At 72.2% G+C, this 14,971-nt stretch carries 14 protein-coding genes; 7 read left to right on the top strand and 7 right to left on the bottom strand.

The features are described from left to right. Positions 1 to 63: 63 nt before the first annotated feature. Positions 64 to 1,110, top strand: coding sequence for a PHP domain-containing protein (locus OG607_RS33665; RefSeq protein ID WP_405731419.1), 1,047 nt, complete (start codon positions 64 to 66; stop codon positions 1,108 to 1,110). A 27-nt stretch (positions 1,111 to 1,137) separates the two neighbouring features. Here the strand turns inward: OG607_RS33665 and OG607_RS33660 are convergent, their stop codons facing one another. Both OG607_RS33660 and ligD read right to left on the bottom strand, forming a co-directional pair. Further along, positions 1,138 to 1,263 (bottom strand): hypothetical protein, encoded by a 126-nt coding sequence (locus OG607_RS33660; protein ID WP_405731417.1) that lies wholly within the window; start codon positions 1,261 to 1,263, stop codon positions 1,138 to 1,140. A 330-nt stretch (positions 1,264 to 1,593) separates the two neighbouring features. Next, positions 1,594 to 2,463, bottom strand: a complete 870-nt coding sequence (ligD, locus tag OG607_RS33655; RefSeq protein WP_405731415.1) for a non-homologous end-joining DNA ligase — start codon at positions 2,461 to 2,463, stop codon at positions 1,594 to 1,596. Positions 2,464 to 2,495: 32 nt separating this feature from the next. Here ligD and OG607_RS33650 point away from each other — a divergent pair, with 32 nt between their 5' ends. Beyond that, positions 2,496 to 3,353, top strand: a complete 858-nt coding sequence (locus OG607_RS33650) for a Ku protein (protein WP_405731413.1) — start codon at positions 2,496 to 2,498, stop codon at positions 3,351 to 3,353. 1 nt (position 3,354) lies between these two features. On the opposite strand, the gene OG607_RS33645 is transcribed toward OG607_RS33650, so the two are convergent. Further along, positions 3,355 to 6,684: a BTAD domain-containing putative transcriptional regulator gene (locus OG607_RS33645; RefSeq protein WP_405731411.1), complete on the bottom strand. Its 3,330-nt coding sequence runs from the start codon at positions 6,682 to 6,684 to the stop codon at positions 3,355 to 3,357. Positions 6,685 to 6,828: 144 nt separating this feature from the next. Between OG607_RS33645 and OG607_RS33640 the strand changes: the two genes are divergently transcribed. After that, positions 6,829 to 7,614, top strand: coding sequence for a site-2 protease family protein (locus OG607_RS33640; RefSeq protein ID WP_405731409.1), 786 nt, complete (start codon positions 6,829 to 6,831; stop codon positions 7,612 to 7,614). On the opposite strand, the gene OG607_RS33635 is transcribed toward OG607_RS33640, so the two are convergent. After that, entirely contained in the window at positions 7,607 to 7,792 is a 186-nt protein-coding gene (locus tag OG607_RS33635) for a hypothetical protein (protein WP_405731407.1), read from the bottom strand. The two genes, OG607_RS33640 and OG607_RS33635, sit on opposite strands and share 8 nt — an antisense overlap. 62 nt (positions 7,793 to 7,854) lie before the next feature. After that, a complete protein-coding gene (gene npdG / locus OG607_RS33630) occupies positions 7,855 to 8,580 on the bottom strand; it encodes an NADPH-dependent F420 reductase (protein WP_405731405.1) in 726 nt (241 codons plus the stop codon). 162 nt (positions 8,581 to 8,742) lie between these two features. Here npdG and OG607_RS33625 point away from each other — a divergent pair, with 162 nt between their 5' ends. After that, entirely contained in the window at positions 8,743 to 9,681 is a 939-nt protein-coding gene (locus OG607_RS33625) for a dihydrodipicolinate synthase family protein (protein WP_405731403.1), read from the top strand. Between the two features lie 69 nt (positions 9,682 to 9,750). Next, positions 9,751 to 11,016, top strand: coding sequence for an MFS transporter (locus OG607_RS33620; RefSeq protein ID WP_405731401.1), 1,266 nt, complete (start codon positions 9,751 to 9,753; stop codon positions 11,014 to 11,016). A 191-nt stretch (positions 11,017 to 11,207) separates the two neighbouring features. Here OG607_RS33620 and OG607_RS33615 read toward each other — a convergent pair whose 3' ends face one another. Then, a complete protein-coding gene (locus tag OG607_RS33615) occupies positions 11,208 to 12,203 on the bottom strand; it encodes a LuxR C-terminal-related transcriptional regulator (protein ID WP_405731399.1) in 996 nt (331 codons plus the stop codon). 154 nt (positions 12,204 to 12,357) lie between these two features. On the opposite strand from OG607_RS33615, the gene OG607_RS33610 reads away from it, so the two are divergent. Continuing rightward, complete coding sequence (locus OG607_RS33610; RefSeq protein ID WP_405731397.1) at positions 12,358 to 13,629, top strand: MFS transporter; 1,272 nt, start codon at positions 12,358 to 12,360, stop codon at positions 13,627 to 13,629. A gap of 160 nt (positions 13,630 to 13,789) precedes the next feature. On the opposite strand, the gene OG607_RS33605 is transcribed toward OG607_RS33610, so the two are convergent. Then, positions 13,790 to 14,026: a hypothetical protein gene (locus OG607_RS33605; RefSeq protein WP_405731395.1), complete on the bottom strand. Its 237-nt coding sequence runs from the start codon at positions 14,024 to 14,026 to the stop codon at positions 13,790 to 13,792. A 51-nt stretch (positions 14,027 to 14,077) separates the two neighbouring features. Between OG607_RS33605 and map the strand changes: the two genes are divergently transcribed. Continuing rightward, positions 14,078 to 14,926, top strand: a complete 849-nt coding sequence (gene map, locus OG607_RS33600) for a type I methionyl aminopeptidase (protein WP_329318757.1) — start codon at positions 14,078 to 14,080, stop codon at positions 14,924 to 14,926. Positions 14,927 to 14,971 lie beyond the last annotated feature (45 nt).

Genomic DNA, 14,971 nt, shown 5'->3' with positions numbered 1-14,971 from the left:
GCTGGGAGGGGGCCCCGCGCCCGACGGTTCGCGGTTGGCGGAACGCGCGGGCAGGCTGGATACATGGAGCAGCCGCCGCTCGGGCCCGTGGAGGCCCTGGAACGGATCGCCTTCCTGCTGGAGCGCGATCTGGCGCCCACGTACCGGGTCAAGGCCTTCCGTACGGCGGCCGACGCCGTGGCCGCACTGCCGGAGGGCGACCTGGAGCGCCGGGTGGCGGACGGGACGCTGGAGGCGGTCAAGGGCCTGGGGCCGAAGACGGCCACCGTGGTGCGGGAGGCCCTGGCGGGGCGGGTGCCGGGGTATCTGGAGCCGCTGGAGGCGAAGGCGGCGGACTGGCCCCCCGTGGCGGGCGGGGGCACCCTGCGGGCGGCGCTGCGCGGGGACTGCCATCTGCATTCGGACTGGTCGGACGGCGGAAGCCCGATCGAGGCGATGGCCCGTACGGCGATGGCCCTCGGGCACGAGTGGGCGGTCCTGACCGACCACTCGCCCCGGCTGACGGTGGCGCGCGGGCTCACCGCCGACCGGCTCCGGGCGCAGCTGGATGTGGTGGCGGAGCTGAACGAGCGGCTGCCGTCCTCCTTCCGCCTGCTGACCGGCATCGAGTGCGACATCCTGGACGACGGTTCCCTGGACCAGAGCGTCGAGCTGCTGGAGCGGGTGGATGTCGTGGTCGCCTCCGTGCACTCCAAGCTCCGGATGGGCCGCGCCGAGATGACCCGCCGCATGGTCGCCGCCGTCGCCGGCCCGCACGTCGACATCCTCGGCCACTGCACCGGCCGCCTCCTCGGCGGCGGCGAGCACCGCAACGAGGGCAAGCCCCGCCCCGAGTCGGAGTTCGACGCCGACATGGTCTTCGCCGCTTGCCAGGCCTACAACACCGCCGTCGAGATCAACAGCCGCCCCGAGCGCCTCGACCCGCCCCGCCGCCTCCTCCGCCAGGCCGTCGACGCGGGCGTGCTGTTCGCCGTCGACACCGACGCCCACGCCCCCGGGCAGCTCGACTGGCAGATCTACGGCTGCGCACGGGCCGAGGAATGCGGGGTCCCGGCGGACCGGGTCATCAACACCTGGACGGCCTCCCGGCTCCTCACCTGGACAGGGTGAAACGCGCGGGCCCCGGCAGCCCGTGCCTCACTGCCAGCAGCTGATCGTGCCGCCACCGGAGTCCGCGCCCACCGACACCTCGTAGCCGAGGCCGGTGCCGACCTTCGGCACCGGTGAGCAGTCCTCGATGCGGAAGTCGACGGTGAGGAGCATGGAGTGCCCGCTCGACGTAGTAGGAGATGACGCCGTCCCGCTTCCCGGCGAACGCGTAGACCCGGTCCGCGTGGAGATAGCCGGGGCCGCTGCTGTCGTCGTCACATCCCGTGCTGACACCCACGCCGCGGTAGTTCACCGGATCCGATGCCTTGGCGGGCGGGGAGTCGAGAACGGACTGCGCCGCCAGCTTCTTCAGTTGGGCCCCGGTCCCGTCACAGTCGTTGCCGCCGCCGATGAGGGAACAGCCGCTGAGGCCCGCCGCCATCGGTATGACGACAATTGCGGCGGTGAACAGGGCGGCGAAGCGGCCAGGTGGGCCACAAGAGGCTACGAATCAGCGCTGTTTGACGGTTTGTCAGTGCCGATCCGCCGCAGTACGTCCTCCGGCGTGAAGGTCAGCTCCTCCGCTCGGCCGCACTCCGCGACCTCCTCCCAGCTCACCGGCGTCGCGACGCCGGGCCGCTCGCGCACCCGCACCGTGTAGGGGCAGGCCGTGGTCTTCGCCGAGGCGTTCTGGGACCAGTCGATGAGCACCTTGCCGGGCCGCAGGCTGCGGGTCATGGACACCACGACCAGCCCCGGATGCTCGTCACGCATCCGCCCGGCCAGCGCCTTGGCGTAGTCACTGACCGCCTTGCCGGGCATGGGCGGCTCCAGCGGCGCGTACAGGTGCAGGCCCTTGCTCCCCGACGTGACGGGGAACGCGGCGAGCCCGTCGTCCTCCAGCAGCTGCCGCAGCCGCTCGGCGACCCGGCAGCACAGCACCACGTCGGCCCCTTCCCCCGGGTCGAGGTCGAGGACGAGGCGGTCGTGGGCGTCGGGCCCGGCTGCGGCGGTCCACTGGGGGACGTGGACTTCGAGGGCGCCGAGGTTGGCCATGGCGATGAGGGTGGGGGCGGAGTCGACGACGACGTAGGGCTCGCCGTCGGCGGCGGTGGCGGTGCTGACCCAGTCGGGGGTGCCGTTCGGGGGGCGTTTGGCGACCCAGGTCTGGCCGGCGGGGCCCTCGGGGGCGCGTAGGAAGGAGGCGAGGCGGCCGGTGGCGTACGGCACCATCACCGCGGCGACCTGGGCGTAGTAGTGGAGGAGCTGGGCCTTGGTGTGGCCGGTCGCGGGGAAGAGGACCTTGTCGAGGTGGGTCAGTACGATCCGGCGGCCGTCGACCTCCACGGACTGCCGCTCTGGCGGGGCGGGCATAGTCTGGAAAGTCCCCACGGAGGGACAAAAGTATGCGAAGTATGTGGAAAGGGGCGATCGGCTTCGGGCTGGTGTCCATCCCGGTGAAGCTGTACTCCGCGACCGAGGAGCACGGGGTCTCGCTGCACCAGGTCCACGCGGCTGACGGCGGCCGGATCCGGATGAGGCGCAGCTGCGAGAAGTGCGGCAAGGAGGTCGCGTACGCCGACATCGCCAAGGGCTACGACGACGGGACCGGCCGCACCGCGGTGCTGACGGACGCGGACCTCACCGAGCTGCCGCTCCCCAGCAAGAAGCTGATCGATGTGCTGGCGTTCGTGGACGCCGGGGACATCGATCCGCTGGCGCTGTCGCGCGCGTACTACGTGGGGGCGGAGGCGGCGGCCGCGAAGCCGTACGTGCTGCTGCGCGAGGCCCTGGTCAAGACCGGAAAGGCAGCCGTGACGAAGATCGCGCTGCGGACCCGGGAGTCGCTGGCGCTGCTGCGGGTGCACGAGGACGTACTGGTGCTGCACACCATGCTGTGGCCGGACGAGATCCGCTCCGCGAGCGGGCTGGCACCCTCGGAGAAGGTGACGGTGCGGCCGCAGGAGCTGAAGATGGCCGAGAGCCTGATGGAGACGCTGTCGGAGGACTTCGACCTGGCCGCCCAGCACGACGAGTACCAGCACGCGCTGGACGAGCTGGTCGCCGCCAAGCTGGAGGGCGAGCCGATTCCGGAGATGGCGGAGACGGCGGCCGCGCCGGACAACGTGGTCGACCTGATGTCGGCGCTGCAGGCGAGCATCGACGCGCGGGCGCCGGCGCCTGCCGCGCCTACGGCCAAGAAGGCGGCACCGAAGAAGAAGGCGGCCGCGAAGAAGGCCGCCGCGCGCAAGAAGGCGGGCTGATTCAGCACACCTCGCGCATCGCCACCACCGCCTGCTCCATCGTGAGGTTGCCGCCTTCCGCGTAAGCGGCGTCGTACGCGGCGTCGCCGAGCCGGTCGCGCAGCGAAACCGCGGCCTCGGTGACGGCGGCCTTCTGGTACGGGGCGATGGCCACCGGGCGGAGCCGGTCGTGGGCGGCGTTGAGGACGACGGCGCGGTGGAGGCGGGCGAGGGCGTCGGGGGCGGAGTCGGGGAGGCGGGCGAGGGTGGTGATGGCGACGGGGATGAGGAGGAGGCCCATGCGGGGGGCGATGACGGAGGTGAGGGGGTGGCCGTTGAGGCGGTCGATGCCCTCGCCGAGCACCCGCAGGCCGCCGACGGGGTCGCCCTCAATGCCCACCAGCCAGCCCTTCATGCCGAGCAGGAGGCCGCTGATGAAGGGCGGCACGCCGGTCGGCAGGGCATCGAGGAATTCGTCCATCAGGGTGTTGGCCTCGGCGAGGTCGCCGCGCTGGCCGAGGAGCTCGGTGAGCAGGACCCGGCCGTAGAGGGCGGCGCCGTGGCCGCTCACGCCGAACCGCTCGGCGTCGGCTATGCCGGCCCGCAGCAGGCGTTCGCCCTCGGCGGGCTCACCACTGTTGATCAGGGAGTCGCCGAGCCGGATGGACAGGATCGGCACCTGCTGGTGGGAGCCGAGCCGGCGGGCCAGTTCGATCGCCTCTCGGCAGCACTCGGCGGCGCGGACCCAGTCGCCCAGCCCCGAGGTGGCCTCCGCCTCCGCCGCAAGGCATTCGGCCACCCCCCAGTTGTCGCCGACCTGCTCGAACAGGGCCCGGCTCTCCCGGATGTCGTCCATCGAGGCCTCGATGCGGTCCGCGACGTCGTTGATGACCTTGGCGCGCAGTTGCAGGATGAACGCCAGCTCCCATGTCCGCCCATGGGTGCGGCAGCTCTCCACCGTCTCGTCGGTCAGCTCGGTCAGTCGTTCGAAATCGCCGCTCAGGAAGCAGGCGAATGGCCGCATCAGACCGGGCCGGACGCTCGACTGCGGCAGTTCCGCCGGATACGCCGCGACGAAGGCCTGCCCGATCCGGATCGCGTCGGGATCGCTCCAGCGCTCCAGGTCGCCTTCGTACCCCAGGTATCCCGCCAGCCGTACCCAGCGGCGGGCCTCCCGCAGCTGCCCGGCCGGCATCGGAAGCGGCCGGTCCAGCGGCCCGTAATCCAGCGGCACGGGAACCAGGTGCGGGGCGAAGGGATCCTCGTCGCTCAGGGCGGCGACCTTCTCCGGCCAGAAGCGCAGCTCCGTGACGTAGTTGCGCATCTCCCAGAACCAGCTGCAGGCCAGGGTGATGACCAGCGCCTCCTGCTCGTCCCCGGCGTCGACGGCGCGGCGCAGGGCGGCGCGGAGGTTGTCGTGTTCGCGCTCCAGCCGGTCCAGCCACAGCAGTTGGTCGGGGCCGCGCAGAAGGGGGTCGGTGGTGCGGACGTACTCGCGGAAGTGGGTGATGTGGCGGCGTTCGGTCCCTGCGCGCTCGCCGGAGGCGGCCAGGCGCTCGGCGGCGTACTCCGAGATGGTCTCCAGCATGCGGTAGCGGGCGCCGTCGTCGGTGAGGTCGGCGAGGACCAGGGATTTGTCGACGAGGGAGGCGAGGAGCACGGCGATGTCGGCGGCGTCGATGCGGCCGTCGGCGCCGTCGACCCCGCCGCCCGAACAGACCTCCTCCACCGCTTCCAGGGTCCAGCCGCCCGCGAAGACGGCGAGGCGGCGCAGCAGGATGCGCTCGTCCGGCTCCAGCAGGTCCCAGCTCCAGTCGACGACCGCGCGCAGCGTCTGCTGGCGGGGCAGTACGGTGCGGCTGCCACCGGTGAGGATCCGGAAGCGGTCGTCCAGGCGGTCCGCGAGCTGGCGCGGGGTGAGGCCGCGCAGCCGGGCGGCGGCCAGCTCGATGGCCAGTGGCAGGCCGTCCAGGCGGCGGCACAGCTCGGCGCAGGCCTCCGGGTCCTCGCCGGGGGTGAAGCCGGCGCGGGCGGCGGCGCCCCGGTCGGCGAGCAGCCGCAGTGCGGGCGGCTGCGGCAGCGGGTCGAGGGGGCGTACCAACTCCCCCGGTACGCCGAGGGGTTCGCGGCTGGTGGCCAGCACCGCGACACCCGGGCAGTCCGCGAGCAGCCGCTCGGCCAGCGCCGCGGCGGCGTCGATGACGTGCTCGCAGTTGTCCAGTACGAGGAGCAGCCGGCGCCCGGCGCAGTACTCCGCCAACTGCAGTGCCGGAGACTTCTTCTTGGCCTCGGCCACCATCGCCGCCTCGGCCGCGGAGCCGCCGTGCAGCAGCGTCTCGCGCAGGCCCAGCGCGTTGACCACCGCCACCGGCACGCCTGCCGGATCCTCCACCGGCGCCAGCTCCGCGAACCACACGCCGTCCGGCCAGCGGTCCGCGACCAGGTCCCCGGCCTCCTGGGACAACCGAGTCTTGCCGGTGCCGCCCGGGCCGGTGAGGGTGACCAGGCGTGCGATGTCGAGGTCGGCGCGAAGCGCGGTCAGGTCCGCTTCCCGGCCGACGAAGCTGGTGAGGCGGGCGCGGGCGTTGCCGGTCCTTTGCGGGGCGGGGGCCGGTGCGGGCGCGGGTAGTGCCGGGGCCTCGAGCAACTCCGTGTACAGCGCCTGCAGTTCGGCGCCCGGGTCGGTGCCCAGTTCCTCGGCGAGGGTGCGCCGGACCGCCTCGTACGCCCCGAGTGCGTCGGCCGTGCGGCCCGCCTCGCGCAGCGCGCGGATCCGCAGTGCCCGCAGCGGCTCGTTCAGGGGGTGCTCGGCGGTCAGTTCCGCCAGCTCCGGCAGGGCCTGCTCGGCCCGGCCGAGGGCCACTTCGGCGGTGAGGCGCAGCCGCTGGGCGTTCAGCCGCAGCGCCTCGTAGCGGGGCGCCGCCGTCGCCCGGTCGGGCAGATCCGCCAGCGCCGGGCCGCGCCACAGCGCCAGCGCGTCGTCGAGGGCCTCCGCCGCCTTCGCCGGACTGCCGTCGGCCAGGGCCCGGCCGCCCTCGTCGACCAGCCGCTCGAACCGGTGCGCGTCGACCGCGTCCGGCCGCGCGGTCAGGCGGTACCCGCCGTCCACCGAGCCGATCGCCTCATGCCCGAGCACCCGCCGCAGCCGCCCGACCAGCGCCTGCAGCGCCCCGGCCGCGTCTGCCGGGGGATCCTCGCCCCAGACCTCGTCGATCAGCCCTTCCGTCGTCCGGACCCGGCCCGCGTGCAGCGCCAGTGCGGCGAGCAGTGCGCGCAGCCGGGTGCCGGCGAGCGGCACGGCTGTGCCGTCGTCGTGATTGGCTTGCGTGGTCCCCAGAATCCCGTAGCGCACGGTCCCATTCTTACGGAGTGGCGGTCGGCGCCGCTCGGTTGTTCCGGCCAGGGCTCGCCTGGGGTTCTCCCCCGCCCACAACCCGGACGGCAAGTGTGATGATTGGGCGGCCAGGACCGCGAACGAACGAGGAGCCCCGCAACGATGACCACCGCAGCAACACGAAGCGAGCGGCGGATCAGCCCGATCTTCATAGGGCTGGTCGCGATCATGGGGGTGTCGGGCTGGGCCGTGTGGACCGGGTTCTCGACGAGCACCGGCTTCGCGGTGTTCCTGTTCGTCGTGGCCGGGTGGGTGGTGTCGCTGTGCCTGCACGAGTACGCGCACGCGCGCACCGCGCTGCACGGCGGGGACATCACCATCGGGGCGAAGGGCTACCTGACCCTCAATCCTCTGAAGTACACGCACGCCGTGCTGAGCATCGTGCTGCCGGTGGTCTTCGTGATCCTGGGCGGCATCGGGCTGCCCGGCGGGGCGGTGTTCATCGAGCGCGGGCGGATCAGCGGGCGATGGAAGCACAGCCTGATCTCGGCGGCGGGGCCGCTGGTGAACGTGGTGTGCGCGGTGCTGCTGATGCTGCCGTTCACCATGGGGGCGCTGGACAGCGGCGTGCCGGTGCCGTTCCTGGCGGCGCTGGCGTTCCTGGCGATGCTCCAGGTGACGGCGGCGATCCTGAACCTGCTGCCGGTGCCGGGGCTGGACGGCTACGGGATCATCGAGCCGTGGCTGTCGTACAGCTTCCGGCGCCAGGTGGAGCCGTTCGCGCAGTTCGGGCTGCTGGCGGTGTTCGGGTGCCTGTGGATCCCGGAGGTGAACTCGGTGTTCTTCAACTTCGTGGACTCGGTCATGAGCGCCTTCGGGGTGCCGGACCGCGCGGTGAGCGTCGGCTACGCGTACTTCCAGTTCTGGAAGGGCGACCCGTTCAGCTAGCGGGTCGGCCGACGCGCTCGGCCTTGCCCTTGCGCACGTAGTACCAGCACATGTTGCTGGACAGGCCCGCGACGAGGATCCACACGACGCCGAGCCAACTGCCCTGCACGAAGGAGACGACAGCCGCGGCCGTGGCGAGGGCGCAGACCACGAAGGCGTAGAGGGCGAGGCGGGGCATGGGGGGCGGCTCCTGTCGGATGACGTACGGACCGTGCCATTCTCCCCCATGCCCGGGGTTCGCTAGAGGTCGGTGACGCGCAGACCGGCGTGCGCCTTGTAGCGGCGGTTGACGGAGATCAGGTTGGCGACCAGCGCCTCGACCTGGTGGGCGCCGCGCAGACGGCCGGCGAAGACGCCGCGGATGCCGGGGATGCGGTTCGCGAGAGCCTGGACCGCATCCGTGTCGGCGCGGGTCTCGCCGAGGACGAGGACGTCGGTGTTGATCTCCTCGACGGCCGGGTCCTCCAGCGTCACGGCGGACAGGTGGTGGAAGGCCGCGGTGACCCGCGAGTCGGGGAGCAGCGCGGCGGCCTGTTCGGCGGCGCTGCCCTCCTCGACCTTGAGGGCGTACGCGCCCTTCTTGTCGAAGCCGAGCGGGTTCACGCAGTCCACGACCAGCTTCCCGGCGAGCTCCTCGCGCAGCGACTCCAGGGTCTTGGCATGCCCGTCCCACGGCACCGCGACGATCACGATGTCGCTGCGCCGCGCGCACTCCGCGTTGTCCGCGCCCTCCACGCCCAGGCCCAGCTCGTCCGCCGTCGCCTGCGCCCGGTCGGCCGCGCGCGAGCCGATGATCACCTTCTGGCCCGCCCTGGCCAGCCGGTACGCGAGCCCACGGCCCTGCGGGCCGGTGCCGCCCAGTACGCCGACCACCAGGCCGGAGACGTCGGGCAGGTCCCAGGGGTCCTTGGCCGGGGCCTTGGCCGGCGCGGCGGGGGTCGCGTTGGAGGAGTCAGCAGTAGTCATAGCGAGATCCTGCCAGCCCACCGGCCGAATCCGGCACCCGGAGGGTGTGTGACGCTGCCCTCCCCGCACGGTGCGACCGCAGCCGCGACCGCAGCCGCAACCACCCGCCCGGCCGACGCGCGGCGGCCCCGCACCCGCGCACCCCGCACCTACCCTGACCTCATGCGCGCCCCCACCCTCACCCTCCGCGGCGTCGTACCGCCGCTGTGCACCCCCCTGACCCCCGCCGGGGACGTGGACACCGCCTCCCTCGGGCGGCTGGCCGAGCACGTCATCGGGGCCGGCGCCCATGGCGTGTTCGCCCTCGGTTCCAGTGGCGAGGCGGCGTACCTGACCGACGCGCAGCGGCGTACCGCCCTGGCCGCCGTGGTGGAGACGGTGGACGGCCGGGTGCCGGTGCTGGCGGGCGTGATCGACATGACGACGGCCCGGGTGCTCGACCACGCGCGGGCGGCCGCCGGGGCCGGGGCGGACGGGGTGGTCGCGACGGCGCCGTTCTACACGGCGACGCACCCCGCCGAGATCGCCGACCACTTCCGCCGCCTCCGCGACGGCGCCGGGCTCCCGGTCTTCGCGTACGACATCCCCTCCGCCGTCCACACCAAGCTGCCCGCCGCCACCGTCCTGGCCCTCGCCGAGGACGGCACGCTGGCCGGCCTGAAGGACAGCAGCGGCGCCGACGGACCGCTGCGCCGGCTGCTGGTCGAGCTGCGCCACCGCGGTCTGGGCGACTCCTTCGCCGTCCTCACCGGTTCCGAACTCGCCGTGGACGGAGCCCTGCTGGCCGGCGCCCACGGCGTCGTCCCGGGCCTGGGCAATGTCGATCCGCACGGCTACGTACGCCTCTACGAGCACGCCCGCGCCGGCCGCTGGCGCGAGGCCGCCGCCGAACAGGACCGGCTCGCCGCGCTCTTCTCGATCATCGACGCGGGCGACGAGGCCCTGATGGGCCGCAGTTCCTCCGCACTCGGAGCCTTCAAGGCGGCCCTGCATCTGCTCGGAGTGATCGACTGCCCGGTGACCGCGGCCCCGCAGCTTCCGCTGGACGACACGGCGGTCAAGCACGTACGGGGCCTGCTGGCGGCGGCGGGGCTGCTCTGATTTCAGCCCGTCCGGCGCCCGTCGAAAACCGGTTGCCGTAAGGAACCGCGCAGCGCAGCATCACCAGACGTGTCCCGACTCACCCCGCTCCTCCCCGACCTCGCGCCCTGGCGCTCCTCGCGCGACTTCCGGCTGATGTGGCTGGCCGGGGTCGTGACGGTCTTCGGCAGCTTTCTGACCTTCGTCGCCGTGCCCGTGCAGATGAAGGTGCTGACCGGCTCCACTCTCGCCGTCGGCGCGATCGGGCTGGTCGAGCTGGTCCCGCTGATCGTCTTCGGGCTCTACGGGGGCGCGCTCGCGGACTCCGTGGACCGCCGGAAGCTGATCCTCTACACGGAGGCCGCCCTCGGCCTGCTGTCGGTGCTCCTGCTGGCCAACACCCTCATCCCGCACCCGGCGGTGTGGCCGCTGTACGCCGTCGCCGCCCTCACCAGCGCCCTGACCGGGCTGCAGCGGCCCGCCCTGGACGCGATCGTGCCGCGTATCGTCCCGCACGAGCAGCTCAGCGCCGCCGCCGCACTCAACTCGGTGCGCTGGCAGGTCGGGGCGATCGCCGGACCGTCGCTGGCGGGCGTCCTGATCGCCTTCGCCGGGCTGGAGTGGGCGTACGCGCTGGACGCGGTGTCGTTCGCGATATCCGTCGGGCTCGGCCTCGGGCTGCGCCCCTCCCCCGCCGCGCACGACGCGACCAAGCCGTCGCTGCGCAGCATCTGGGAGGGCGGGCGCTACGCCTGGAGCCGCAAGGAGCTGCTCGGGACCTACGCCATCGACTTGGCCGCGATGTTCTTCGCGTACCCGACCGCCGTCTTCCCCTTCCTCGCGGACGACCTGAAGGCCCCCTGGTCGCTCGGCCTGATGTACGCGGCCGGAACGGTCGGCTCGCTGCTGGTGAGCCTGACCAGCGGCTGGTCCTCCCGCGTCCACCGGCACGGGCGCATGATCGTCTACGCGGCGCTGGCCTGGGGCGCGGCGATGGCCGTCGCCGGGTGGATGGACAACGTATGGCTCGTGCTGTTCTTCCTGGCCGTGGCCGGGGGATGCGACATGATCAGCGGCATCTTCCGCTCCACCATCTGGAACCAGACCATCCCCGACGAACTGCGCGGCCGCCTCGCCGGCATCGAGCTGCTGTCCTTCTCCGTCGGCCCCACGCTCGGCCAGGTCCGCGCGGGCGGCATGGCGGCGCTGACCGGGGTGCGCGTCTCCGTATGGTCCGGCGGCCTCGCGTGCATCGCGGCGGTCGGGCTGCTGGCGGGCGGCCTGCCGAAGCTGATGTCGTACGACGCCCGCACGGACGAGCACGCGCGGGCGTCGCGCGAGTCGGCCAGGTCCTAGGGCGGACGGCATTCGGCGCTTCTGACAGCTCTTTGGCCGCGAGCCGTGGCGGGTTGCTCGCGCAGTTCCCCGCGCCCCTTCGGGGCCCGTTGCTGACGCCCGACGCCGGCCACCAAGGGGCGAGGGGAACTGCGCGACCAGCCAACCACGATCCCGCACTGTGAGTCACGGCCAGAGCCGTCACAAACGGCCTAGCGGGTCGGGGGGAGCCAGCCGTCCTGGACGGCGTGGACGCCGGCCTCGAAGCGGCTGCGGGCGTCGAGGCGTTGCATGAGATCGGCGGCGATGCGGCGGGCGGTGCGGGGGGAGACGCCGAGGCGTTTGGCGATGGTCTCGTCGGTGAGGCCCTGGGTGAGCAGGCGCAGGACCTCGGCTTCCTGGCGGGGCATCCCGCGGGGCGCGGAGGGGGACACCGCGTCCAGCGGTGTGGCGGATTCCCAGATGTTCTCGAAGAGCGCGCAGAGCGCGGCGACGGTCCCCTCGCCCCGGACGACGACGGCGCCGGAGTGGTCGTCCCCGGTGTCGGCGGGGAGTACGGCCACCCGCCGGTCGAAGATGATCATGCGGATCGGGAGGGTGGGGGCGGTACGCACCCGCTCGCCCTGGCTCTCCAGCCAGGTCAGGTGGTCCAGGGTGGGCTGGTGCCTGCGGGCGCTGTCCATGTAGACGGCGCGGGTGCGCACACCCCGCTCGAACAGGTCCATCGTGGGGCCCCGGCTCGCCGCGAGCGCGTCGGCGGGCTGGGCGCCTCCGGGGGCCAGGGTCATGACCTCCATTTCGGCGCCCTTGCCGAGGATCGCGATGCGTTCCCGGATCGCGATCAGCCCGATCAGGTGCTCCGCCTCGGGGTCGAGCGCGCGCGGGCGCAGCGCGGAGAAGTCGGCGATGAGCTGGGCGGCGGCCGCGCGCGACGCCTCGACCTTCAGCCGCTGGGCGGCGAGCTCGGCATGCTGGCGGGCCAGCAGAAGCTCCATGGCGGTCTCCGGGCCGACGGCCTGAAAACCGCTGCCGGATAACTCCGAGGGCTGGACCATGGCAAGCGCGGCCAGCCGGCCCAGGCTGTCGCGGATCTCGTCCTCCGGGCGCCGCAATCGCCCGGCCAGCCGTGCCACGTCCTCGCCGGGGTGCGCGAGCATCGCCCGGTAGACGGACTCGGCATGCGGATCAAGCCCCAGTGGCTCCAACAATGCGCTTCCCCGATCACATGGCCCCGAACATCATTCGATTATGGACACCCTTTTCGAACACAGGCGGGGCATTTTCGGAAAGCGGTTGTCATGACGCGGGACATGGGAAAATCCGTTTGACCCGGCCGCTGCGCGCAGCAGAGGATCGTCGTTTGTGTCCCGACGCACCCGGCTCCTCCCCGACCTCGCGCCCTGGCGCTCCTCGCGCGATTTCCGGCTGCTGTGGCTGTCCGGGGCGGTGACGATGTTCGGCAACTTCCTCTCCTTCGTCGCCGTGCCCGTGCAGATGAAGGAGCTGACCGGATCGCCGCTCGCCGTCGGGTCGATCGGGCTGGTCGAGCTGGCCCCGCTGATCGTGTTCGGGCTGTACGGGGGCGCGCTGGCGGACTCGTTCGACCGCCGGAAGCTGCTGGTGCTGACGGAGACCGGCAAGGGCCTGCTGGCGATGTTGATGCTGACCAACGCCCTGCTCCCGCACCCGATGGTCTGGCCGCTGTTCGTCCTCGCGGCGCTGAACAGCTCGCTGAGCGGACTGCAGCGCCCGCCGCAGGACTCGATCGTGCCGCGCATCGTGCCGCACGACCAGCTGACGGCGGCCGCCGCGCTCATGGGCGTCATGTGGCAGCTGGGCGGGGTCGCGGGGCCGTCGCTGGCGGGCGTGCTGATCGCCTACGCCGGACTGGAGTGGGCGTACGCGATCAACATCGTGACCTTCGTGGTGTCCGTCGCCCTTCTTCTGCCGATGCGTCCTTCGCCGCCTGCGCATGACGCCGAAAAGCCGTCGCTGCGCGCGCTGGCCGAGGGCGCGCGCTACGCGTGGAGCCGCAAGGAACTCCTCGGCACCATCGCGATCGACCTCTCGGCGACGGTGCTGGCGTTTCCTATCGCGCTGTTCCCGTTCCTGGCGGACGAGTTGGGCGCCCCGTGGGCGCTCGGCCTGATGTACGCGGCCTTCCCGGCCGGGGCGCTGCTGGTGAGCCTGACGAGCGGCTGGGCATCGCGGGTGCACCACCACGGGCGGGCGATGATCGCGGCCGCGGCGCTCTTCGGGCTGGCCATGACGGCGGCGGGACTGGTGCGACAGGTGTGGCTGGTGCTGCTCCTGCTGCTGTTGGCGGGCGGGATCGACATGGTCACGTCCATGTTCCGCACGACGATGTGGAACCAGACCATCCCGGACGAGTTCCGGGGCCGCCTCGCCGGGATCGGGGTGCTGGCCTTCACCGTCGGCCCGCAGGCAGGCCAGGTCCGGGCCGGCGGGATGGGCGCGCTGATCGGCGTACGGGCCGCGGTGTGGACCGGCGGGCTGTCATGCGTCGCGGCGGTGGGGCTGCTGGTGGCGTCGCTGCCGAGGCTGTGGGCGTACGACGCCCGGACCAACGAGCACGCGGTGCGGGCCCGGGAGCGGGAGCAGAGCGTGGCCTAGGGCCCTTCTGATGGATCTCCGTGGGAGAAGGAGCGGGGTCTGGCGCCTGCGATCGCAAGGCGCCGGAGCGCCCACAGGGTGGTTTCCTGTGGGCGCTCCGGCAACGCCGCGAGCGCTGGTGCCAGGCCACGCGACGCCACGGAGATCCATCAGAAGGGCCCTAGGACTGATCCTGTTCGTCGCGCGGCGCGTCGTGCCAGCGGGGGTCCTTCTCCCACTCCAGGTTGCGGGAGGCGGCGGTCTCCATCGCGTGCTCGGCCTCGGCCCGGGTCGAGTAGGGGCCGAAGCGGTCCTTGGCGGGGCATTCGGGTCCTTCTTCGACCTTTTTGTGCTCAAGGCAGTAGTACCACTCGCCGGGCTTGCCGGCCGGTTTGCGTACCCGCTTGAAGAGCGCCATGGGTTCATGGTGCCCGACGGGCGGGCGGTACACGCCGATAGACTCCCTGACATGTCAGTCCTCGTGCCCGGAAAGCTCTCACCGACCCGACCGGTTCCCGCCTCGATCCCCCGCCCCGAGTACGTGGGCCGGCCGGCCCCGACCCCGTACACCGGGCCGGAGGTGCAGGACGACGACACGGTGGAGCGGATGCGGATCGCGTCCCGGATCGCCGCGCGGGCGATGGAGGAGGCGGCGAAGGCCATCGCGCCGGGGGTGACCACGGACGAGCTGGACCGGATCGCGCACGAGTACATGGTCGACCACAAGGCCTATCCGTCGGATCTGGGCTATCGCGGCTTCCCCAAGTCGCTGTGCGCGTCGATCAACGAGGTGATCTGCCACGGGATCCCGGACTCGACGGAGCTGCGGGACGGGGACATCGTCAACCTCGATGTGACGGCGTACATCCACGGGGTGCACGGCGACACCAACGCCACCTACCTGGTCGGCGAGGTGGACGAGGAGTCGAGGCTGCTCGTGGAGCGCACCCGCGAGTCGCTGGAGCGGTCGATCAGGGCGGTGAAGCCGGGCCGGCAGATCAATGTGATCGGCCGGGTCATCGAGTCGTACGCCAAGCGCTTCAACTACGGGGTCGTACGGGACTTCACGGGGCACGGCATCAACACCTCGTTCCACTCCGGGCTGATCGTGCCGCACTACGACGACCCGCGCGCGACGACCGTGATCAGGCCTGGGATGACCTTCACGATCGAGCCGATGCTGACCCTCGGCACGCACGAGTACGACATGTGGGACGACGGCTGGACCGTGGTCACCAAGGACCGCAAGCGGACAGCCCAGTTCGAGCACACCCTGGTCGTCACCGACACCGGCGCTGAGATCTTGACCCTGCCGTGACACGACCCGCTATGTCGGGTTAGGGCAAGCCTCATGTAGGTTAGG

The organism is Streptomyces sp. NBC_01537, assembly GCF_045040445.1.
Classification (GTDB): Bacteria; Actinomycetota; Actinomycetes; order Streptomycetales; family Streptomycetaceae; genus Actinacidiphila.
Note: the sequence above shows the minus strand (reverse complement) of the source record. Positions and strands in the feature narration are given on the sequence as shown.

Coding starts and splice junctions, on each gene's coding strand:
- OG607_RS33640 (WP_405731409.1), top strand. CDS start 6,829: ATGACCACCGCAGCAACACGAAGCGAGCGGCGGATCAGCCCGATCTTC.
- OG607_RS33605 (WP_405731395.1), bottom strand. CDS start 14,026: ATGGCGCTCTTCAAGCGGGTACGCAAACCGGCCGGCAAGCCCGGCGAG.
- ligD (WP_405731415.1), bottom strand. CDS start 2,463: ATGCCCGCCCCGCCAGAGCGGCAGTCCGTGGAGGTCGACGGCCGCCGG.
- OG607_RS33635 (WP_405731407.1), bottom strand. CDS start 7,792: ATGCCCCGCCTCGCCCTCTACGCCTTCGTGGTCTGCGCCCTCGCCACG.
- map (WP_329318757.1), top strand. CDS start 14,078: ATGTCAGTCCTCGTGCCCGGAAAGCTCTCACCGACCCGACCGGTTCCC.
- OG607_RS33665 (WP_405731419.1), top strand. CDS start 64: ATGGAGCAGCCGCCGCTCGGGCCCGTGGAGGCCCTGGAACGGATCGCC.
- npdG (WP_405731405.1), bottom strand. CDS start 8,580: ATGACTACTGCTGACTCCTCCAACGCGACCCCCGCCGCGCCGGCCAAG.
- OG607_RS33650 (WP_405731413.1), top strand. CDS start 2,496: ATGCGAAGTATGTGGAAAGGGGCGATCGGCTTCGGGCTGGTGTCCATC.
- OG607_RS33660 (WP_405731417.1), bottom strand. CDS start 1,263: ATGCTCCTCACCGTCGACTTCCGCATCGAGGACTGCTCACCGGTGCCG.
- OG607_RS33625 (WP_405731403.1), top strand. CDS start 8,743: ATGCGCGCCCCCACCCTCACCCTCCGCGGCGTCGTACCGCCGCTGTGC.